Here is a 14,850-nt window from a genome sequence, read left to right on the forward strand (position 1 = left end):
TATTTGCAACATGACTGATTTGAAAGAAAGCGGGGTTTTATGAAAGTACTTAGAGTCGTAGGGGCGCGACCTCAGTTCATGCAAGTACCTGCCGTACGCGATGTATTGATTGAGAGGGGGCATGAGCATATATTGTTGCACACGGGGCAGCATTATGACGATAGTATGAGTACGGTTTTTTTTCGCGAACTGGATATTCCGGATGCGGATTTAAATCTCGGAATTTCTGAATTAGGGCATGGCGCCATGACGGGGCGCATGATGGAGGGGATAGAACAGGCACTGAAGGACATCATGCCTGATGTTGTTTTGGTGGATGGGGATACGAATTCAACGATGGCGGCAGCTTTGGCTGCAGTGAAATTGCATATTCCTGTTGTTCACATCGAGGCTGGACTGCGTGATTTCGACAGAAAGCGTCCAGAAGAAATCAATCGCACTGTCACAGATCATGTTGCCACAATAAATTGTGCACCTATCAAGCGTGCCTTGCATAATCTGAAGAATGAAGGACTTCAGCATACCGCCTCTCTGACTGGCGATGTGTTGCTGGATTGTTTTGTCAGGTATTCCGAGCGAAGAAAATATGCCATCGTAAAGCAGTTTGATTTACGATCCGATGGATATTATCTTTCCACCCTGCACAGGCCTGAGAACACCGACACCATCAACGCCGCGCGATTCTCGGATATTTTTCAATTCCTATCAAAACTTGATAAGCCGGTTATTTTGCCATTGCATCCTCGTACCAAGGGTATTGTTGAGCGCTGGCAAGGTAATGGCGGGAAATTAGGTTCCATAAGACTGGTGCCACCTGTCACTTATCTGGAAATGCTCGGCCTTTTGCAGGGTGCTGACTGCATTTTTACCGACTCCGGCGGACTGCCACGTGAAGCAGTATGGACTGGCCGGCGATGTGTCATGCTGTTCCGCGAGGATACATGGCATGATCTTCTTGAGAATAATTGGGCACAGATTGGAAAAACAGATAAGGCTTCCATAGAAAGTGCGTTCTCAAGAGCAAAGAAGCCTGATGTCACGGAGACACGGAATTTCTTCGGCGGGGGCTTGGCCGCACACAAAGTAGTGGATCAACTGGAAAATATCAATGGGTGACAATATGACTGTGGACATGATTTCTTCCAGAGCAAAAATCGGGCGTAGTGTAACGCTGGGTGCCCATGTCAGAATTTATGATAATGTAGAGATCGGTGATGACTCGGTCATTGAGGATTTCTGTGTCATTGGTCATCCCGCCGGTGGAGAATACAAGGGAAAACCGTTGAAGATTGGTGCCCGAAGCATCATTCGTTCACACTCAATTCTTTATGAGGGTAGTAGCTTTGGTCCGGATTTGCGGGTTGGGCACACCTCGTTGATTAGAGAGGGTGTGCAGGCCGGATTGAATCTACAGGTGGGAAGCTTCAATGACTTGGAAGGTGACGCAATTATTGGTGACTGGGTAAGATTCCACAGTAATGTTCATGTAGGTCGTGGTGCTGTCATTGGTGACCTCGTCTGGATATTTCCCTATGTTGTTCTGACAAATGATCCTATTCCTCCATCCGGGTTGAAGGAGGGGGTGACTCTCGAAGCGGGATCTGCGATATGCACAAGTGCAGTGGTTTTGCCTGGCACTAAGGTCGGCCGCGGCGCTTTCATTGCAGCCATGACGCGCGCTCGTGGAAATATTCCGGGTGGTGCTCTCGTTGTCGGGGGCGAGGGCCAGATTGTAGGATCAATCAAGAAACTGCGTCATAAGGAAACAGGGAAACAGCATCCATGGATGACGCATTTCACCGATTACTACCCTGCTGAAGCGCAGACGGCAATCAAGGAACTGCATTTGGCCGTCGAGGCGGATATTGAATTGCTGGAAAAGGAGATCTCTGCTCGCAAGGTGATCTCGTGAGCGAGGGTCCGCGTAATATTCTGATGATCGACCGTAATTGCATGGTGGATCGTCGCATTGTGCTTGAGGCAAAGTTGCTGCGCGAGCAAGGCCACAAAGTGATACTGGCTGCGGCCTATGGGACTCTGGGAGATAACGAAAATCAGATTGATGGTCTTCCAATTGTTAGATTTAATGAGTCTGCACTTGTCCTTTACGGCAACGATCCAAAATTCACTTCATTTGAGAATGCATGGCGCGTGCCAGATGAAGAGGAGTTGATTCAGCGGCGGCTTGAAGATGAGTATGACAAGCTGTCAAGGGCACGTTTTGACAAGATTTTGGGAATCACGAGCAAACTGGTAGGACGCAAAATTGGAAAGATGGTTGCTGCCTTGGCTGCGCCACGGTTTTCCATCAAGACCTTGATCGAGGCTAAGCAAATGCGAATTTTTATTCGCAAGCCGGCCGTTTTGGTGTTATCCCTCATATCATTCAATTGGGGTGCCTTGGCCAAATGGGGTGAATTTAGTCGAGAGATGCAAGTTCCTGCTTCTGCAGGGCCGTATACGCGTATTGCCAAATTAGAGTTTGACTTGAGCCGAGCGCGAGCGATGAAGATGCAGCTTCGTGGAAAATCCAAGCTCTGGATTTCTCTGAAGCACCCTCGTTACGGTTTGGAGCAATTGTCTAACAGCAGTCACTCGCTGAAAGGGATAGCCGCATTGCCATTGGCAATCCTGACTTTTGATTCTTATATATGGAGACGCTTGTGGTCTTTTACTTTTGGACATTTTCCGTTTCTTGACCATATACCGGAAGAGTTGCAGGGTTTGGATTCGGAAATCGTGAAGCATTTCGTGGAGCAGCCATTGGATAGTTGGGAAAGGAATGTCCTTGATTTCTGCTGCAATCTGGATCGGGTAGATGTTGTTCATGCTCATGATCTTCCTGCCTTGCGGGTTGCTACGCTGATCTCAAAGCGCCGCAATATTCCTTTGATTTACGACGCCCATGAACTCTACAGCTATCAGCCAGGCATTGTTGGAGAGCGAAAAAAGCGCTTGCTTGAAACTGAGCATGTTTTGATAGGTCACTGCGACGAAATAGTAGTGATCAATGAGGATCAGGCCAGAGTGATGCAAAAGGATCATGGCGCCGGTTCGTATACGCCTTTGACGAATGCGACCGAACAGCCGGTGGGATTCGATATAAATTGTCGTAAAACCATTGTTCAGGACAAACTTGGACTAGAGCCAGGTACACCCACGCTGATATTTATGGGTGGTATCAATCGCGGGCGGAAAATACACCTGTTGTTTGAGGGATTGGCTCAAGCAAGGGTGCCTGCACATCTAATTTTACTGACTTGGGGGATGGAGATTCCAGAGTTTAAGGAGTTGGCTGTTGAACTGGGTATCTCTGACCGCGTCCATTTCATGGATCCGGTACCCTGGAGTGAGATCGTTGAATGGGCTGCCTCGGTGGATGTTGGAGTCATGCCGTATCAGGCGCAGGATTTGAATACACAAATATCTTCGCCAAATAAGATGTATGAGTTCATTGCAGCTGGAACGCCGATGATTGGTTCCACTGAATTGGTCAATGTCAAGCGGGTTGTCGAAGCGGAAGGTTTTGGTGTTTTGGTTCCATTTCATGCAGCCGGTGACTACGCAAAGGCCATCGATACTATTTTTGATGAATCATTGGGTGGTCCGGAGCGATTCCGCCCAGCATTGATCGCCAAGGCTGAGAAGTACTTGTTTGCGTCTCAAGCCAAGCCTTTTGCGGAAATGTATCAGCGCGTTATGAATCTTGGTCAAATATCGAAGGCGGAGATCCAATGAAAAGCATGCACGAGTTTTTTTCTCAGGATCCTTTTCGATCCTTCTATAATCTCGATGGCCTTGATACAGTCGTTCTTACTACGGATATAGATTGGGCACCTGATTATGCGACGGAGGTGGTGCTGGACATGGTTGCTCAGGCAGGAATGAAAATTACTGCTTACGCAACACATGATAGCGCTCTGTTGAAAGCATCCACATCTTTTGTAGAAATTGGTTTGCATCCGGATAATACGCGACCGGATCCGGTGCACAGATTCAGTAAGAAGCTGCCGGATTTGATGGAAATCTTCCCTGATGCCGTAGGATTACGATGCCATCGGAACTTCTTCGGACAAAACATCAGTGATTTGGCGAAAGCCTGTGGACTTACCTATGATCTGAGTTCCTTCCTTTGGCGTCAACCATTTGCTCAAGCGCATGTTGATTACAATGGATTAGTGAAGATGTCCTATGTTTGGGAGGATGGTATCCATGTTGACATTGGGGAGCCTCTCGATTTATCGCGCATACCATTGGATGATCCTGGACTGAAAGTCTTGAATGTACACCCTATGCTGATTTATCTGAATGCATCAGATGATAATTTGCGTCGTGGATTAACAAAAGGCATTTCAGATCTTGCGTCGGTGCCGCGTAGCCATTTCGAAGGTCATATTTATAAGAGTTATGGCCTACGAGATTTTTACCGTGATCTTTTGAACGAGCTAAAACGCAGAGGGGTGAAGACTGTCTTTGCTAGAGATATAGCTGCCGCAGTCAAGAAAACGGAAAACTGATCATGTGCGGTATTTTTGGTTTCGTTGCGGCGGAAGCCGTTGAGCAGGCTGAAAGAATTCTGGCAACAGGTATCGAGCGCCAACGTCATCGCGGACCTGATGGCCAAGGTATCTGGATTTCACCAGACAGGCAAGTAGGTTTTGCGCACATGCGCCTATCTATCATAGACTTGTCTGAGCAAGCGGCGCAGCCAATGCGTCACGCCGAATCTGGTGTGGTTATTACATTTAATGGAGAAATCTACAATTATCGTGAATTGCGCAGCGAGATTGGAGGTGATTTTCATACAACAAGCGATACCGAGGTAATTCTTCAAGCCTATTTGAAGTGGGGTGAAGAATGCATCGATAGGCTTCGGGGCATGTTCTCATTTCTGGTGTGGGATCCTCGCCGGAATAAGGTGTTTTTTGGGCGCGATCGTTTTGGTATCAAGCCGTTGTACTACACCGAGCAAAATGGCATCATTTATTTTGCATCAGAAGTAAAGGCGTTAACTCCTTTCATGGATCAGCGGCGAATTTGCAGGAAAGCACTTTCAGAGTATTTCAGCTTCCAGTTCACCATCAGTGGGCAAGCATTGCTTGAGGGAGTTCGTGAAGTTCCTGCCGCGCATTGTGGGGCTATCAATGAGAGCAGGGAAATAAAGATAAGGCGCTACTGGGAAATTCAGTATGAACCCGATCTTTATCATACGGAGCAGTATTTTGTAGAGCGGTTGCGTGAGCTGATGGCTGAGTCTATTAATCTGCACTTGCGTGCTGATGTTGAGGTAGGCGCTTACGTGAGTGGGGGGGTCGATTCCAGTCTTTTGGCTATATTGGCACGTGAATCAAGGCCTAGTGGGTCATTCAAGATATTTAATGGGCGATTCAACGAGGGGGCGGCTTACGATGAGTCTCGTTATGCGGAGGATGTTGCCCATGAAAATGGTATGTCCTGTTACGTTCAGGATATCAATGAAGACGATTTTGTCCAAAATATTCGAAGCATCATCTACCATCTTGACGGGCCAATTGCTGGACCAGGATCTTTCCCGCAATTCATGGTGTCACGACTCGCAGCCAGCAAGCTGAAAGTGGTTTTAGGTGGGCAAGGCGGAGATGAGATATTCGGCGGCTATGCTAGGTACCTGGTTGCATATTTTGAGCAATGCATCAAAGGGGCAATTGAGGGGACTTCTCATAATGGCCAATTCATCGTTACTTATGAATCGATTATTCCCAATCTGGTAGCATTAAAGTCTTATCAGCCACTGATCAAGGAATTCTGGGCGGAAGGATTGTTCGGCTCTCGCGACGAACGATATTTCAGATTGATCAATAGAGCCAATCTGTTGGGTGATGTCATTGATCCTGCTGCGGTGGATTTCGCACCGGTGCTGGATGCGTACAAGAGAATATTCTGGGGGGACAATGTCGGACCGGAGGCGTATTTCGATCGGATGACACATTTTGACTTCAAGACGCTTCTGCCTGCACTCCTGCAGGTTGAAGACCGCATGAGCATGGCCCATGGGTTGGAGTCAAGGGTTCCATTTTTGGATCATCCACTGGTTCAGTTCGCTGCTACGATTCCACCAAATATAAAATTTGCCAATGGTGAATTAAAAAGACTCCTCCGAGTCGCTTTTGGTTCCCGCCTACCAGAGTCCATAAAAAATAGAAGTGATAAGATGGGATTCCCTGTGCCGTTGAATCAATGGTTGAAAAAAAATGGCAGGGCCTCAGAATTCGTGCAAGATATACTTGGATCGACTAGGGCGAAGCAACGGGGATATTTGACATCCAAAGCAGATATTGGCGGAATGATCAGCTCGCAAGGTGCGTTCAATCGAAATTTGTGGGCATTGCTTTCTCTTGAAATATGGCAGCAGGAGTTTGTTGATGCGTAATACAGATGCAGGTCATTGCTGCATCATTCGCCTATGGTGGGGTGGCGTATGAAGATTCTTACGGTTATTGGGGCGCGTCCTCAAATGGTCAAGGCAGCCGTTGTATCTCATGCTTTCGCTGCACGTCAGGCATCTGGTGTGAATGTTCGAGAAATGATCGTTCATACCGGTCAGCACTTTGACAAAAACATGTCCGATGTGTTTTTTGATGAGATGGGAATTCCAAAGCCGGATAGGATGTTGGCGTTGGGAGGCCTCTCTCATGGAGCGATGACGGGGCGAATGATCGAGCAGATCGAATCCGTTCTGCAACACGAGCGACCGGATTGGGTATTGGTGTATGGGGATACTAATTCGACGATGGCAGGAGCCCTGGCGGCTGTAAAGCTCCATATTCCAGTGGCACATGTCGAAGCTGGATTGCGTTCCTGGAATAGAGCGATGCCAGAAGAAATAAATCGCGTAGTAACCGATCATGTTTCCAGTCTGCTTTTTGCTCCTACTGACTCGGCAGTGAATAATTTGTTGTCCGAAGGAATCATTGGTGAAAAAGTGGTACGCACAGGCGATGTAATGCTTGACGCATCGCTGTTTTATGCGAAGAAGTCGGCTGGACGGCCACTTCCTGTGGGCGTGGGTGATGGCCGTTTTGCGCTGGTAACCATCCACCGGGCGGAAAATACGGACGAGCCTCGGCGCCTCGCCGCCATCGTGGCAGCGATGGAGGCAGTGGCAGCGGACTTGCATCTGGTTTTTCCTCTGCACCCGCGTACACGTGGCGCTTTGGAGCGCAATGGACTTCTTGAGCGATTGGCCCGCGCGGCAACTCTTTTGGATCCGTTGGGCTATCTTGATATGACTCGTCTGGAGGACGCATGTTCGCTGGTCATCACCGACTCGGGTGGGGTACAGAAGGAGGCTTACTTCTTTGGAAAGCCGTGCGTTACATTACGCACGGAGACAGAATGGACTGAGCTGGTCGATATCGGAGCGAATAACCTTGTCGCGCCGGATGATGAGAAATCTATTGTCGAAGCAATACGAATGGGAATAGAGCTGAGGGTAGATGCGAAAAATCAGTTGTATGGAAATGGACATGCAGCGGAGCAGATTGTAGATCATTTGTTATATGGTGACCATTGAAAAAATCAACGCTTCCAGCTTGATATGTTACGTGGTGTCAGAGATTCAGTCGCTGTGTCGGCATGTCGGCTGTGCTGGTGAGTCGGGGCTTGCATGAGATTCTCCGTTTCTTGGCTTAGAAAAATTTTCTATCCGATATGTGTGGAATCGCGGGAATAGCCTCTCTAAATGGCCGTGTCGCCATTGCAAGTCAGCTCGATGCAGCCTTGAGCAGACTGCGCAGGCGTGGTCCTGATCGGGCAGATTTCGTGTCTTGGCGCAAAGACGGAGTCGTTGGAGCCTTTGGCCATACCCGGTTGAGCGTGATCGATCTTTCAGATGCGGCCAGCCAGCCCATGGATAGCGCCAATGGTAACCTCACGCTGGTTTTCAATGGCGAGATCTACAATTACCTCGAACTGAGGGCACAGCTTGAGCGAAGTGGGCGGCACTTTCGTTCCCATTCCGATACCGAAGTCCTGCTGCAGGCCTGGGAAGCCTGGGGCGAGGCTGCCTTGTCGCGTCTAGTCGGCATGTTTGCATTTGTGCTGCTGGATCGGCACACTGGCAAGCTGTATGGGGCTCGCGATGCCTTTGGCATCAAGCCGCTTTACTACCATTTGGGGCAGGAGAGCCTGTGTTTCGCATCGGAAGTCCCGGCGCTGCAGGCGTTGCGGGGTGGCCGGCCTGAACTCGACTGGCAGATCGCCTACGACTATCTTGTCCACGGCAGCTACGACACTGGAGAGAGCACTTTCTTTCGTGACATACGGGCCTTGCCGCCCGGCCATAGTTTCAGCTATGACCTTGCTGCCGGTGAGTTGGCGTTGAAATCCTGGTGGCAGCCGAGGATTACTCCCGTTCAGAATTTGTCTCTGGATGATGCAGCGCAGGAGCTGCGGCGCTTGATGCTATACAGCGTGCGCCTGCATCTGCGCAGCGACGTACCGTTGGGCGCGGCCCTTTCGGGTGGACTGGATTCATCGGCCATCGTCGCCTGCATGCGCCATCTGGAGCCCGACGCCCCTCTCCACACTTTCAGTTTCGTCGCCTCGGGAAGTGCGTTGTCTGAAGAGCAATGGATTGATTTGGTGAATGACCGGGCGGGGGCGACACCGCACAAGATCGAGATCGCGCCGCAGGAACTGGCTGCCGATCTGGACGACATGATCGTGGCCCAGGGCGAGCCTTTTGGCAGCACGAGCATTTATGCACAGTACCGTGTGTTCCGCCTGGCGCGCGAGCATGGCATGGTGGTCACGCTGGATGGGCAGGGCGCGGATGAGTTGTGCGGCGGCTATGTGGGCTATCCGGGGCCGCGCGTTCGCAGCCTGATGGATGCCGGCCGGTGGGCACAGGCGGCATCCTTTCTCCGATCCTGGGGGACTTGGCCTGATCGTTTTGCTGTCGAGGGCATGAAGGCCGCCGTAGCCGAGTACGCGGGCGAGGACGTGTACCAATGGCTGCGCCGCCTCAATCGAGGCCAGGCCGCGCCTGCTTGGCTCTACGCAGCTGTACTGCAGGAGAACGGCGTATTGTTGCGGTTTCCACACCCACGCCCCGTAGTGACGGCTCCAGGCAGGCGCCTTTGCGCCGAGCTGGCCCGTTCGCTGCACGGTGTGGGCCTGCCGGGCCTACTTCGCCACGGTGACCGCAATTCCATGCGGTTTTCCGTGGAAAGCCGGGTCCCATTCCTGACCACGGCGCTTGCGGACTTTCTGCTGACCTTGCCGGAAGAGTATCTGGTGGCACCCAATGGGGAGACCAAGCATTTGCTCAGGCGTGCCATGAGGGGACTGGTCCCGGATGAGGTCTTGAATCGTCGCGACAAGATCGGCTTCGCCACACCCGAGAAGGACTGGCTGATGCAGATGGCACCTCAGGTGCGGGAATGGCTGCGTCAGCCGCTGAACCTGCCTTTCCTGCGTCAGGACGAGATCCTGAAGGCCTTCGACCAGGTCGTGGCCGGCCAGCGGCCCTTCAGTTGGCAGGTCTGGCGCTGGATCAACTTCACGCGCTGGTACGCGCGCCAGTTCGGGGGCTGATGCCATGGCGCGCCTTCTGCTGCTGTCCCTGTCGACCATTGTTTCGGACCCACGCGTCATGCGCCAGATCGAGGCTTTGGGCCAGGAGCACGAGCTTCATGTGCTGGGCTTTGGCCTCCGGCCAGCAGGTGTCCACGCCTTCGAAGCCGTACGCCACGTAGGAGGCGGCGCATGGTCCGCTGCGGCCAATGCTGTCCTGCTGGCGGCGCGCCGTCACCACTTGTATTACTGGCGCCATGCCCAGATCCGCGCGCTGATGCATGCTGCACAGAGGCTGCCGGCCAATAGTTTCGATCTGGTACTCGCCAACGACGTGATGGCCTTGCCGGCCGCGCTGGAGCTGGCGCGGGGTGCTCCTGTATGGCTTGATGCCCACGAATATGCGCCACGTGAATTTGAAGACAGGACGGCATGGCGCTTGCTGCTGGGACCTTTCTTCGATGCCGTGTGCCGGAGCGAACTGGGGCGCGTGGCGCGCATGAGCACGGTCTGTGATGGCATCGCGCAAGAGTACGCAACGCGCTACCGGCTGCCGGTAGCGGTCATGCCCAACTGTCCCGAGCCTATGGACTTGCCCGTGCAGCCTGTAGCCGACGGCTCGATACGCATGATCCATCACGGTGCGGCCATCGCCTCGCGCCGCATTGAAGTCATGATTGATCTCATGCGACACCTGGACCAGCGCTTCTCCCTGGATTTGATGCTGGTCGAACAGGACCCGGCCTATATGGCGTCGCTGCGGCGCAGGGCACAGGACCAGCCTCGCATACACTTCGTGGCTCCCGTGGCCATGTCGGAGATCGCGGCTCGCACCAACGACTATGACGTCGGTCTGTTCCTGCTGCCTCCCGTCAATTTCAATTACCTGCATGCCCTGCCGAACAAATTCTTCGAATTCATTCAGGCGCGTTTGGCCATCGCCATCGGCCCATCACCGCAGATGCAAGCCTTGGTCAATGCGCATGGCTGTGGTGTAGTAGCACCCGGTTTCGAGCCCGCTGATCTCGCTGGCGTACTCAATGCGGTCACGCGCGAGCAGGTTCAGGCTATGAAGCAGGCCTCCGATCGGGCCGCGAAGCGCTGGAACGCCGAGGCCACGCGCGCCTGGCTGCGGGCCGAGGTCAACGCGCTGCTCGAGGGCTGGCGGCCGTGCGGCAAGCACCGGTGAAGGACCCTGAAATGCAGGCTATCCTTTTCGGTACCCAGTCTTTCATCGACGGCGGCACTAAGGTCGGCATCCAGTACCTGGCCCAGGCGCTGGCCGTGGCGGGCTGGCGCGTGGACTATGTGCCCACTCTGTCATCGCCCCTGGACCTTGTCGGCCGTCAGCGCCATGCGCGCCTGCGCCGTGCATGGGGCGGCGGGGGCATGGCCCGGGAGATTTCTCCAGGGTTGACTGAGTGGACCGCCAAGGCACCGTTTCCTGCGCACCACTTGTTTCTGCGATTCGCATGGCAGACCAGTCTCTATGGCAGCCTGCTGCCGGCACGGTTGCGCCGCACCCGCTATGACCTGTGCTTGGCCGATGTCGCGCCCAATATGCTGGCGCAGGGCAGGATCGTTGCGCGCGTGCGTGTCTGCCGGCTCAATGACTGGCCGCAGGGCTTCGCCAGGGATTTGCATCCGGTGGCGCTGAAGGCCCTGGAGGACGGGCTGCGTGGACCGGGCTTCGACGAAGTATGGGCCGTCTCCAAGCCGCTGCAGGAATATGCTCTCGAGCTTAATCCGGGAATGTCAGTTCCGTACATACCTAACGGGGTGGAAGCGCGGCTGTTGGAGCTGGCGTGGCCTAATAAGGCTCGGTTGCCGCGCAGCGCCGTGTATGTGGGCGCCATGACGGCTTGGCTGGATAAGGGCTTGCTGGCTGCAGTGGCGCGGCGCATGCCTGCCTGGCGTTTCGACATCTATGGCCCCGGTGCCATTCCGCGACCCGAGGATCCTCCAAATCTGCGCTGGCACGGCAGCGTTTCGCGCGATGTGCTGGCGCAGCTGCTGCCGCGCTATGAGGTCGGCCTTATCCCCTTCCAGGATACGGACGGGCGCATGCGCTACGTGGAGAGGCCGCTGAAGTTCTATGAATACGTGGCGGCCGGTCTCGGCGTGGCGAGTACCGATTTCGGCGCTCTGCGTGTGGGCATGGGAGAGCTGGCTCGCTACGGCAATGGAGCATCGGGCTTCGCGCAGGCCATAGAGCAGGCACGTGCCGAGGCGCAGGCTCGTCCCCATGGGTATGCTCAGGAGTTCGTGCGCGAGCATGCCTGGGAGAAACGTATCCAAGCCATGCTGGCCCGCTTGGAGGCATTGTTGGCATGACGAAACGGACTGAAGGCGGACATTTCCTTCTCTATGATTTCATGCAGGTCGCGGGTGGCGCGGAGCGCGTCACCCTGATGCTGGCAGAGGCATTGCCTGGCTTCGAAACCCTGGTGAGCCGCTGTTATGCGCAGGCTATGCCGCTGCTAGAAGGGTCACAGGTGCGCGTGCGCGAGCTGCGCGGCGGCTGGTCGGCCTGGTTGCCGCGTATACCTGAAAGCATGTGGTGCTTTCGCTTTCGATCGCAGTGCCTGCGCGATGCACAACAGGTGGTCTACAGCGGCTTTTATGCTCCTTTCGCGGTTCACCAGCAGCGCGGCGGGCTGCGCCTGTACTACTGCCATACGATTCCTCGCTTTGCCTACGATCTCTACGAAAGCACACTGGCTCAGTTTCCTGCGCCCCTGCGCCCGCTATACAGGCTATTCGTCTGGTGGTTCCGCAGGCGCTACGAGAAGGCCATAGGCCGCATGGACCGCATTCTTGTGAACTCCGAGAATGTGCGCCAGCGTTTGCGGCGCTACACAGGACTGGATGCCACAGTTGTCTATCCGCCTGTAGCCACAGAAAGTTTCAGGCCATTGGATGACGCAGGCTATTACCTGTCCACCGCGCGGCTGGTGCCCAACAAGCGCGTCGACATCATCGTGCGTGCTTTTTTGCGTATGCCGCAGCGGCGGTTGGTAGTGTTATCGGGTGGCGCAGAGCTTGGGCGCCTGAAGGCGCTGGCGGCAGGTGCTGCGAATATTGAATTCACGGGTTGGCAAACCGATGAGCAGCTACGCCTTTGGATGGGGCGGGCCCGGGCGGTAGTCTACTTGCCGGTGGACGAAGACTTCGGTATGTCGCCGGTGGAGGCCATGGCTGCTGGCAAACCAGTCATCGGTGTGGCGCAGGGGGGACTGCTGGAAACCGTGGTCCAAGGCCAGACGGGCATTCTGGTCGCCGACCCCCCCACCCCGGAGTCCGTAATGGCTGCAGTGGATGACTTGGAGTATATGCACGGGCCTGAGGTGTCCCGGGTCTGCATGGACCGGGCTCGGCAGTTCACACAAACCCGATTCGTGGAGAGCATGCGTGCGGCGCTGGATCTACCCAGCGTGCCGGTTTAGTCGCCGGATCTGGCGCGCAAGTGAGCCACCCCAAGCAGAGTAGATACAGCCACATAGCGCAGCGCATGGGCCCAGGATTGGAACATCTTGGAGCGGTCTGGCTTGGCGGTGTGAAGAGGCAGGGCTATCTCGGCAATTCGCAATTGTGCACGGCGCATGAGCAAGAGCGTACCGATATCCTGGTAGTCGAGCAGCGTTGCATCGGCTGAGGCTGCGACGCGCATGGCGCTGCGGTTGTAGACGCGAAAGCCTGAAACAAAGTCGCGCAACGCAAAGCCGGTGACCCAACGAAACCATTGCCAGGCCATGCGCCGCACCCGGCTGTGGCGGGCTTCGAAGTAGCCCACCACCACGTCGGCAGCCCCTCTGGCAGAGAGCAGCGTCGGTATTTCCTCGGCTTCGTAGCGCCCATCGGCATCGATGGTGATCACCGTCTCAAAGCCTTGGGCCAATGCATGGCGTATGCCGGTTTGCAAGCTGCCCCAGGTGGTCATGGCTAGCAGGGGGCGCATGACCTGCGCACCACTTTGTTCGGCAAGGTGACAGGTGGCATCCGTGCTGCGGTTGTCGACCACGACAACAGTGGCATCCACCAGCGAGTGCACTCGGTGCACGAGCTCGGTGATGCTCGCTTCGTGGTTGCGCGTGGAAATCACCACCATGAGATGGCGTCCTGTTTCCTCGACTGTGCGCTCGGGCAGTAGACCGGGCGCCATCGAGCGGTAGTGCCGGGCCATGGCGCGTTCGCAGGCCCCAATGCCGAAATAGCGTTGCAAGGCCTTGGGGCCACTGCGGCTGAGTCGTTCGCGCAGCGCACCGTCATGCTGTAGTCGTGCGATGGCGCTGCGCCAAGCGTCGATGTCTTCAAAAGGCACGTGCAGCCCACAGCGGGCCTGTGCAACTACCCAGGGCATACCTGAACCGGGAAGATCGGTCACGATGCAGGGACGTTGGTGCAGCATGGCCTCAAGAAGGACGATGCCGAAAGCCTCGGTGCGCTCGCGCGAAGCAAGGCAGAAGATATCGCAGCCTGCAAACAAGGCATGTTTTTCCTCGTCAGAAACCGAACCTGTCAGCCGGACGGACGCCTGCTGTCCCTCGGGCGTGCATTGGCGGATCAGTTCCTCCAGCGATGCACGCAGCTCGCCTTCTCCGGCGATCAGCAGTTCCACCCCGGGCATGGCAGATACGGCTCGAATCAGAGTTTCAAAGCCCTTGTAGTAGGTCAGTCGTCCGATGGAGAGCAGTCGAAGCCGGGCGTCAGGCCGCCAACCCTTGCCTGGCTGCAGCGAGGCCGGTGAAGGAATGTTGCTCAGGTTCAGGCCCAGCGGAACGATCTCGCATTTGCTGCGCCAGGTACGCAGGGCATTGCTGGCCTCAAGATAGGGTGGCGACGTTGCGAATACCTGTTGGGCGCGTTCCAGCAAGGCCTGCTCGAACGGCCGGTACAGCATGTAGGCCAATGCCACGGACCACTTGATGTTGGACACCACCACATCGGAGTGCCAGTGGATGACCCAGGGCACGCGCCGCGCGATGGGCAGGGTCAGTGCCCAAAGCGCCGAGTTGTTGGGCAGATGCAGGTGCAGTACGTCGGGCTGAATGCGTTCGATGGCGCGGCCCAGTGCGCGCCGGAATCCCATGGCCATGGGGGCATAGACCAGATTGAATTGAACGGGCACGCGTTCCAGCCAGGCGGGATCATCTGGCTCCGGATCACCATGGACCAGGGCATGGGCATCGACACCCTGGCGTCGTTGCTCGTGTATCAGGTCGGCCAGAAAGACTTCCATGCCGCCCCGGTAGGGAGGGAAGAATTTACCGACGTGAAGTATGCGCAGGGCCATGG

General features: G+C 55.0%; 11 protein-coding genes. 10 read left to right on the plus strand and 1 reads right to left on the minus strand.

Annotated elements, in window-relative coordinates; translation table 11 throughout:
* The first annotated feature begins 39 nt into the window (after positions 1-39).
* From wecB (HFGMBDPB_RS01925) to HFGMBDPB_RS01970, 10 genes are all read left to right on the plus strand, one after another.
* A complete protein-coding gene (gene wecB / locus HFGMBDPB_RS01925) occupies positions 40-1,116 on the plus strand; it encodes a non-hydrolyzing UDP-N-acetylglucosamine 2-epimerase (protein ID WP_283248002.1) in 1,077 nt (358 codons plus the stop codon).
* Positions 1,109-1,912 carry an N-acetyltransferase gene (locus HFGMBDPB_RS01930; protein WP_212644806.1) on the plus strand — a complete coding sequence of 268 codons (804 nt, stop codon included), beginning with the start codon at positions 1,109-1,111 and terminating at the stop codon, positions 1,910-1,912. The genes wecB (HFGMBDPB_RS01925) and HFGMBDPB_RS01930 overlap by 8 nt, the downstream gene beginning before the upstream one ends.
* A complete protein-coding gene (locus HFGMBDPB_RS01935; protein ID WP_212644807.1) occupies positions 1,909-3,738 on the plus strand; it encodes a glycosyltransferase family 4 protein in 1,830 nt (609 codons plus the stop codon). The genes HFGMBDPB_RS01930 and HFGMBDPB_RS01935 overlap by 4 nt, the downstream gene beginning before the upstream one ends.
* Positions 3,735-4,517, plus strand: coding sequence for a polysaccharide deacetylase WbmS family protein (locus HFGMBDPB_RS01940; RefSeq protein ID WP_212644808.1), 783 nt, complete (start codon positions 3,735-3,737; stop codon positions 4,515-4,517). The genes HFGMBDPB_RS01935 and HFGMBDPB_RS01940 overlap by 4 nt, the downstream gene beginning before the upstream one ends.
* Before the next feature lie 2 nt (positions 4,518-4,519).
* The gene (gene asnB, locus HFGMBDPB_RS01945; RefSeq protein ID WP_212644809.1) at positions 4,520-6,409 is read left to right on the plus strand and encodes an asparagine synthase (glutamine-hydrolyzing); all 1,890 of its coding nucleotides are present in this window, start codon (positions 4,520-4,522) and stop codon (positions 6,407-6,409) included.
* Positions 6,410-6,457: 48 nt separating this feature from the next.
* Positions 6,458-7,552 carry a non-hydrolyzing UDP-N-acetylglucosamine 2-epimerase gene (gene wecB / locus HFGMBDPB_RS01950; protein ID WP_212644810.1) on the plus strand — a complete coding sequence of 365 codons (1,095 nt, stop codon included), beginning with the start codon at positions 6,458-6,460 and terminating at the stop codon, positions 7,550-7,552.
* Between the two features lie 137 nt (positions 7,553-7,689).
* Entirely contained in the window at positions 7,690-9,576 is a 1,887-nt protein-coding gene (gene asnB / locus HFGMBDPB_RS01955) for an asparagine synthase (glutamine-hydrolyzing) (RefSeq protein WP_212644811.1), read from the plus strand.
* A 4-nt stretch (positions 9,577-9,580) separates the two neighbouring features.
* The gene (locus HFGMBDPB_RS01960) at positions 9,581-10,744 is read left to right on the plus strand and encodes a glycosyltransferase family protein (protein ID WP_212644812.1); all 1,164 of its coding nucleotides are present in this window, start codon (positions 9,581-9,583) and stop codon (positions 10,742-10,744) included.
* Positions 10,745-10,755: 11 nt separating this feature from the next.
* A complete protein-coding gene (locus tag HFGMBDPB_RS01965) occupies positions 10,756-11,889 on the plus strand; it encodes a glycosyltransferase family protein (protein WP_047217130.1) in 1,134 nt (377 codons plus the stop codon).
* On the plus strand, positions 11,886-13,001 hold the full coding sequence (locus HFGMBDPB_RS01970) for a glycosyltransferase (RefSeq protein WP_047217129.1): 1,116 nt from the start codon (positions 11,886-11,888) through the stop codon (positions 12,999-13,001). The genes HFGMBDPB_RS01965 and HFGMBDPB_RS01970 overlap by 4 nt, the downstream gene beginning before the upstream one ends.
* Here the strand turns inward: HFGMBDPB_RS01970 and HFGMBDPB_RS01975 are convergent.
* Entirely contained in the window at positions 12,998-14,848 is a 1,851-nt protein-coding gene (locus HFGMBDPB_RS01975; protein ID WP_212644813.1) for a glycosyltransferase, read from the minus strand. The genes HFGMBDPB_RS01970 and HFGMBDPB_RS01975 overlap by 4 nt on opposite strands.
* Positions 14,849-14,850 lie beyond the last annotated feature (2 nt).

It is taken from the genome of Delftia sp. PE138, from assembly GCF_018320755.1.
Taxonomy (GTDB): domain Bacteria; phylum Pseudomonadota; class Gammaproteobacteria; order Burkholderiales; family Burkholderiaceae_C; genus Comamonas; species Comamonas tsuruhatensis.

Bases quoted from the DNA above. Each gene is read 5' to 3' on its own strand.
- HFGMBDPB_RS01960 (WP_212644812.1), top strand. From the start codon at position 9,581: ATGGCGCGCCTTCTGCTGCTGTCCCTGTCGACCATTGTTTCGGACCCA.
- HFGMBDPB_RS01940 (WP_212644808.1), top strand. From the start codon at position 3,735: ATGAAAAGCATGCACGAGTTTTTTTCTCAGGATCCTTTTCGATCCTTC.
- wecB (WP_212644810.1), top strand. From the start codon at position 6,458: ATGAAGATTCTTACGGTTATTGGGGCGCGTCCTCAAATGGTCAAGGCA.
- asnB (WP_212644811.1), top strand. From the start codon at position 7,690: ATGTGTGGAATCGCGGGAATAGCCTCTCTAAATGGCCGTGTCGCCATT.
- HFGMBDPB_RS01930 (WP_212644806.1), top strand. From the start codon at position 1,109: ATGGGTGACAATATGACTGTGGACATGATTTCTTCCAGAGCAAAAATC.
- asnB (WP_212644809.1), top strand. From the start codon at position 4,520: ATGTGCGGTATTTTTGGTTTCGTTGCGGCGGAAGCCGTTGAGCAGGCT.
- HFGMBDPB_RS01975 (WP_212644813.1), bottom strand. From the start codon at position 14,848: ATGGCCCTGCGCATACTTCACGTCGGTAAATTCTTCCCTCCCTACCGG.
- HFGMBDPB_RS01970 (WP_047217129.1), top strand. From the start codon at position 11,886: ATGACGAAACGGACTGAAGGCGGACATTTCCTTCTCTATGATTTCATG.
- wecB (WP_283248002.1), top strand. From the start codon at position 40: ATGAAAGTACTTAGAGTCGTAGGGGCGCGACCTCAGTTCATGCAAGTA.
- HFGMBDPB_RS01965 (WP_047217130.1), top strand. From the start codon at position 10,756: ATGCAGGCTATCCTTTTCGGTACCCAGTCTTTCATCGACGGCGGCACT.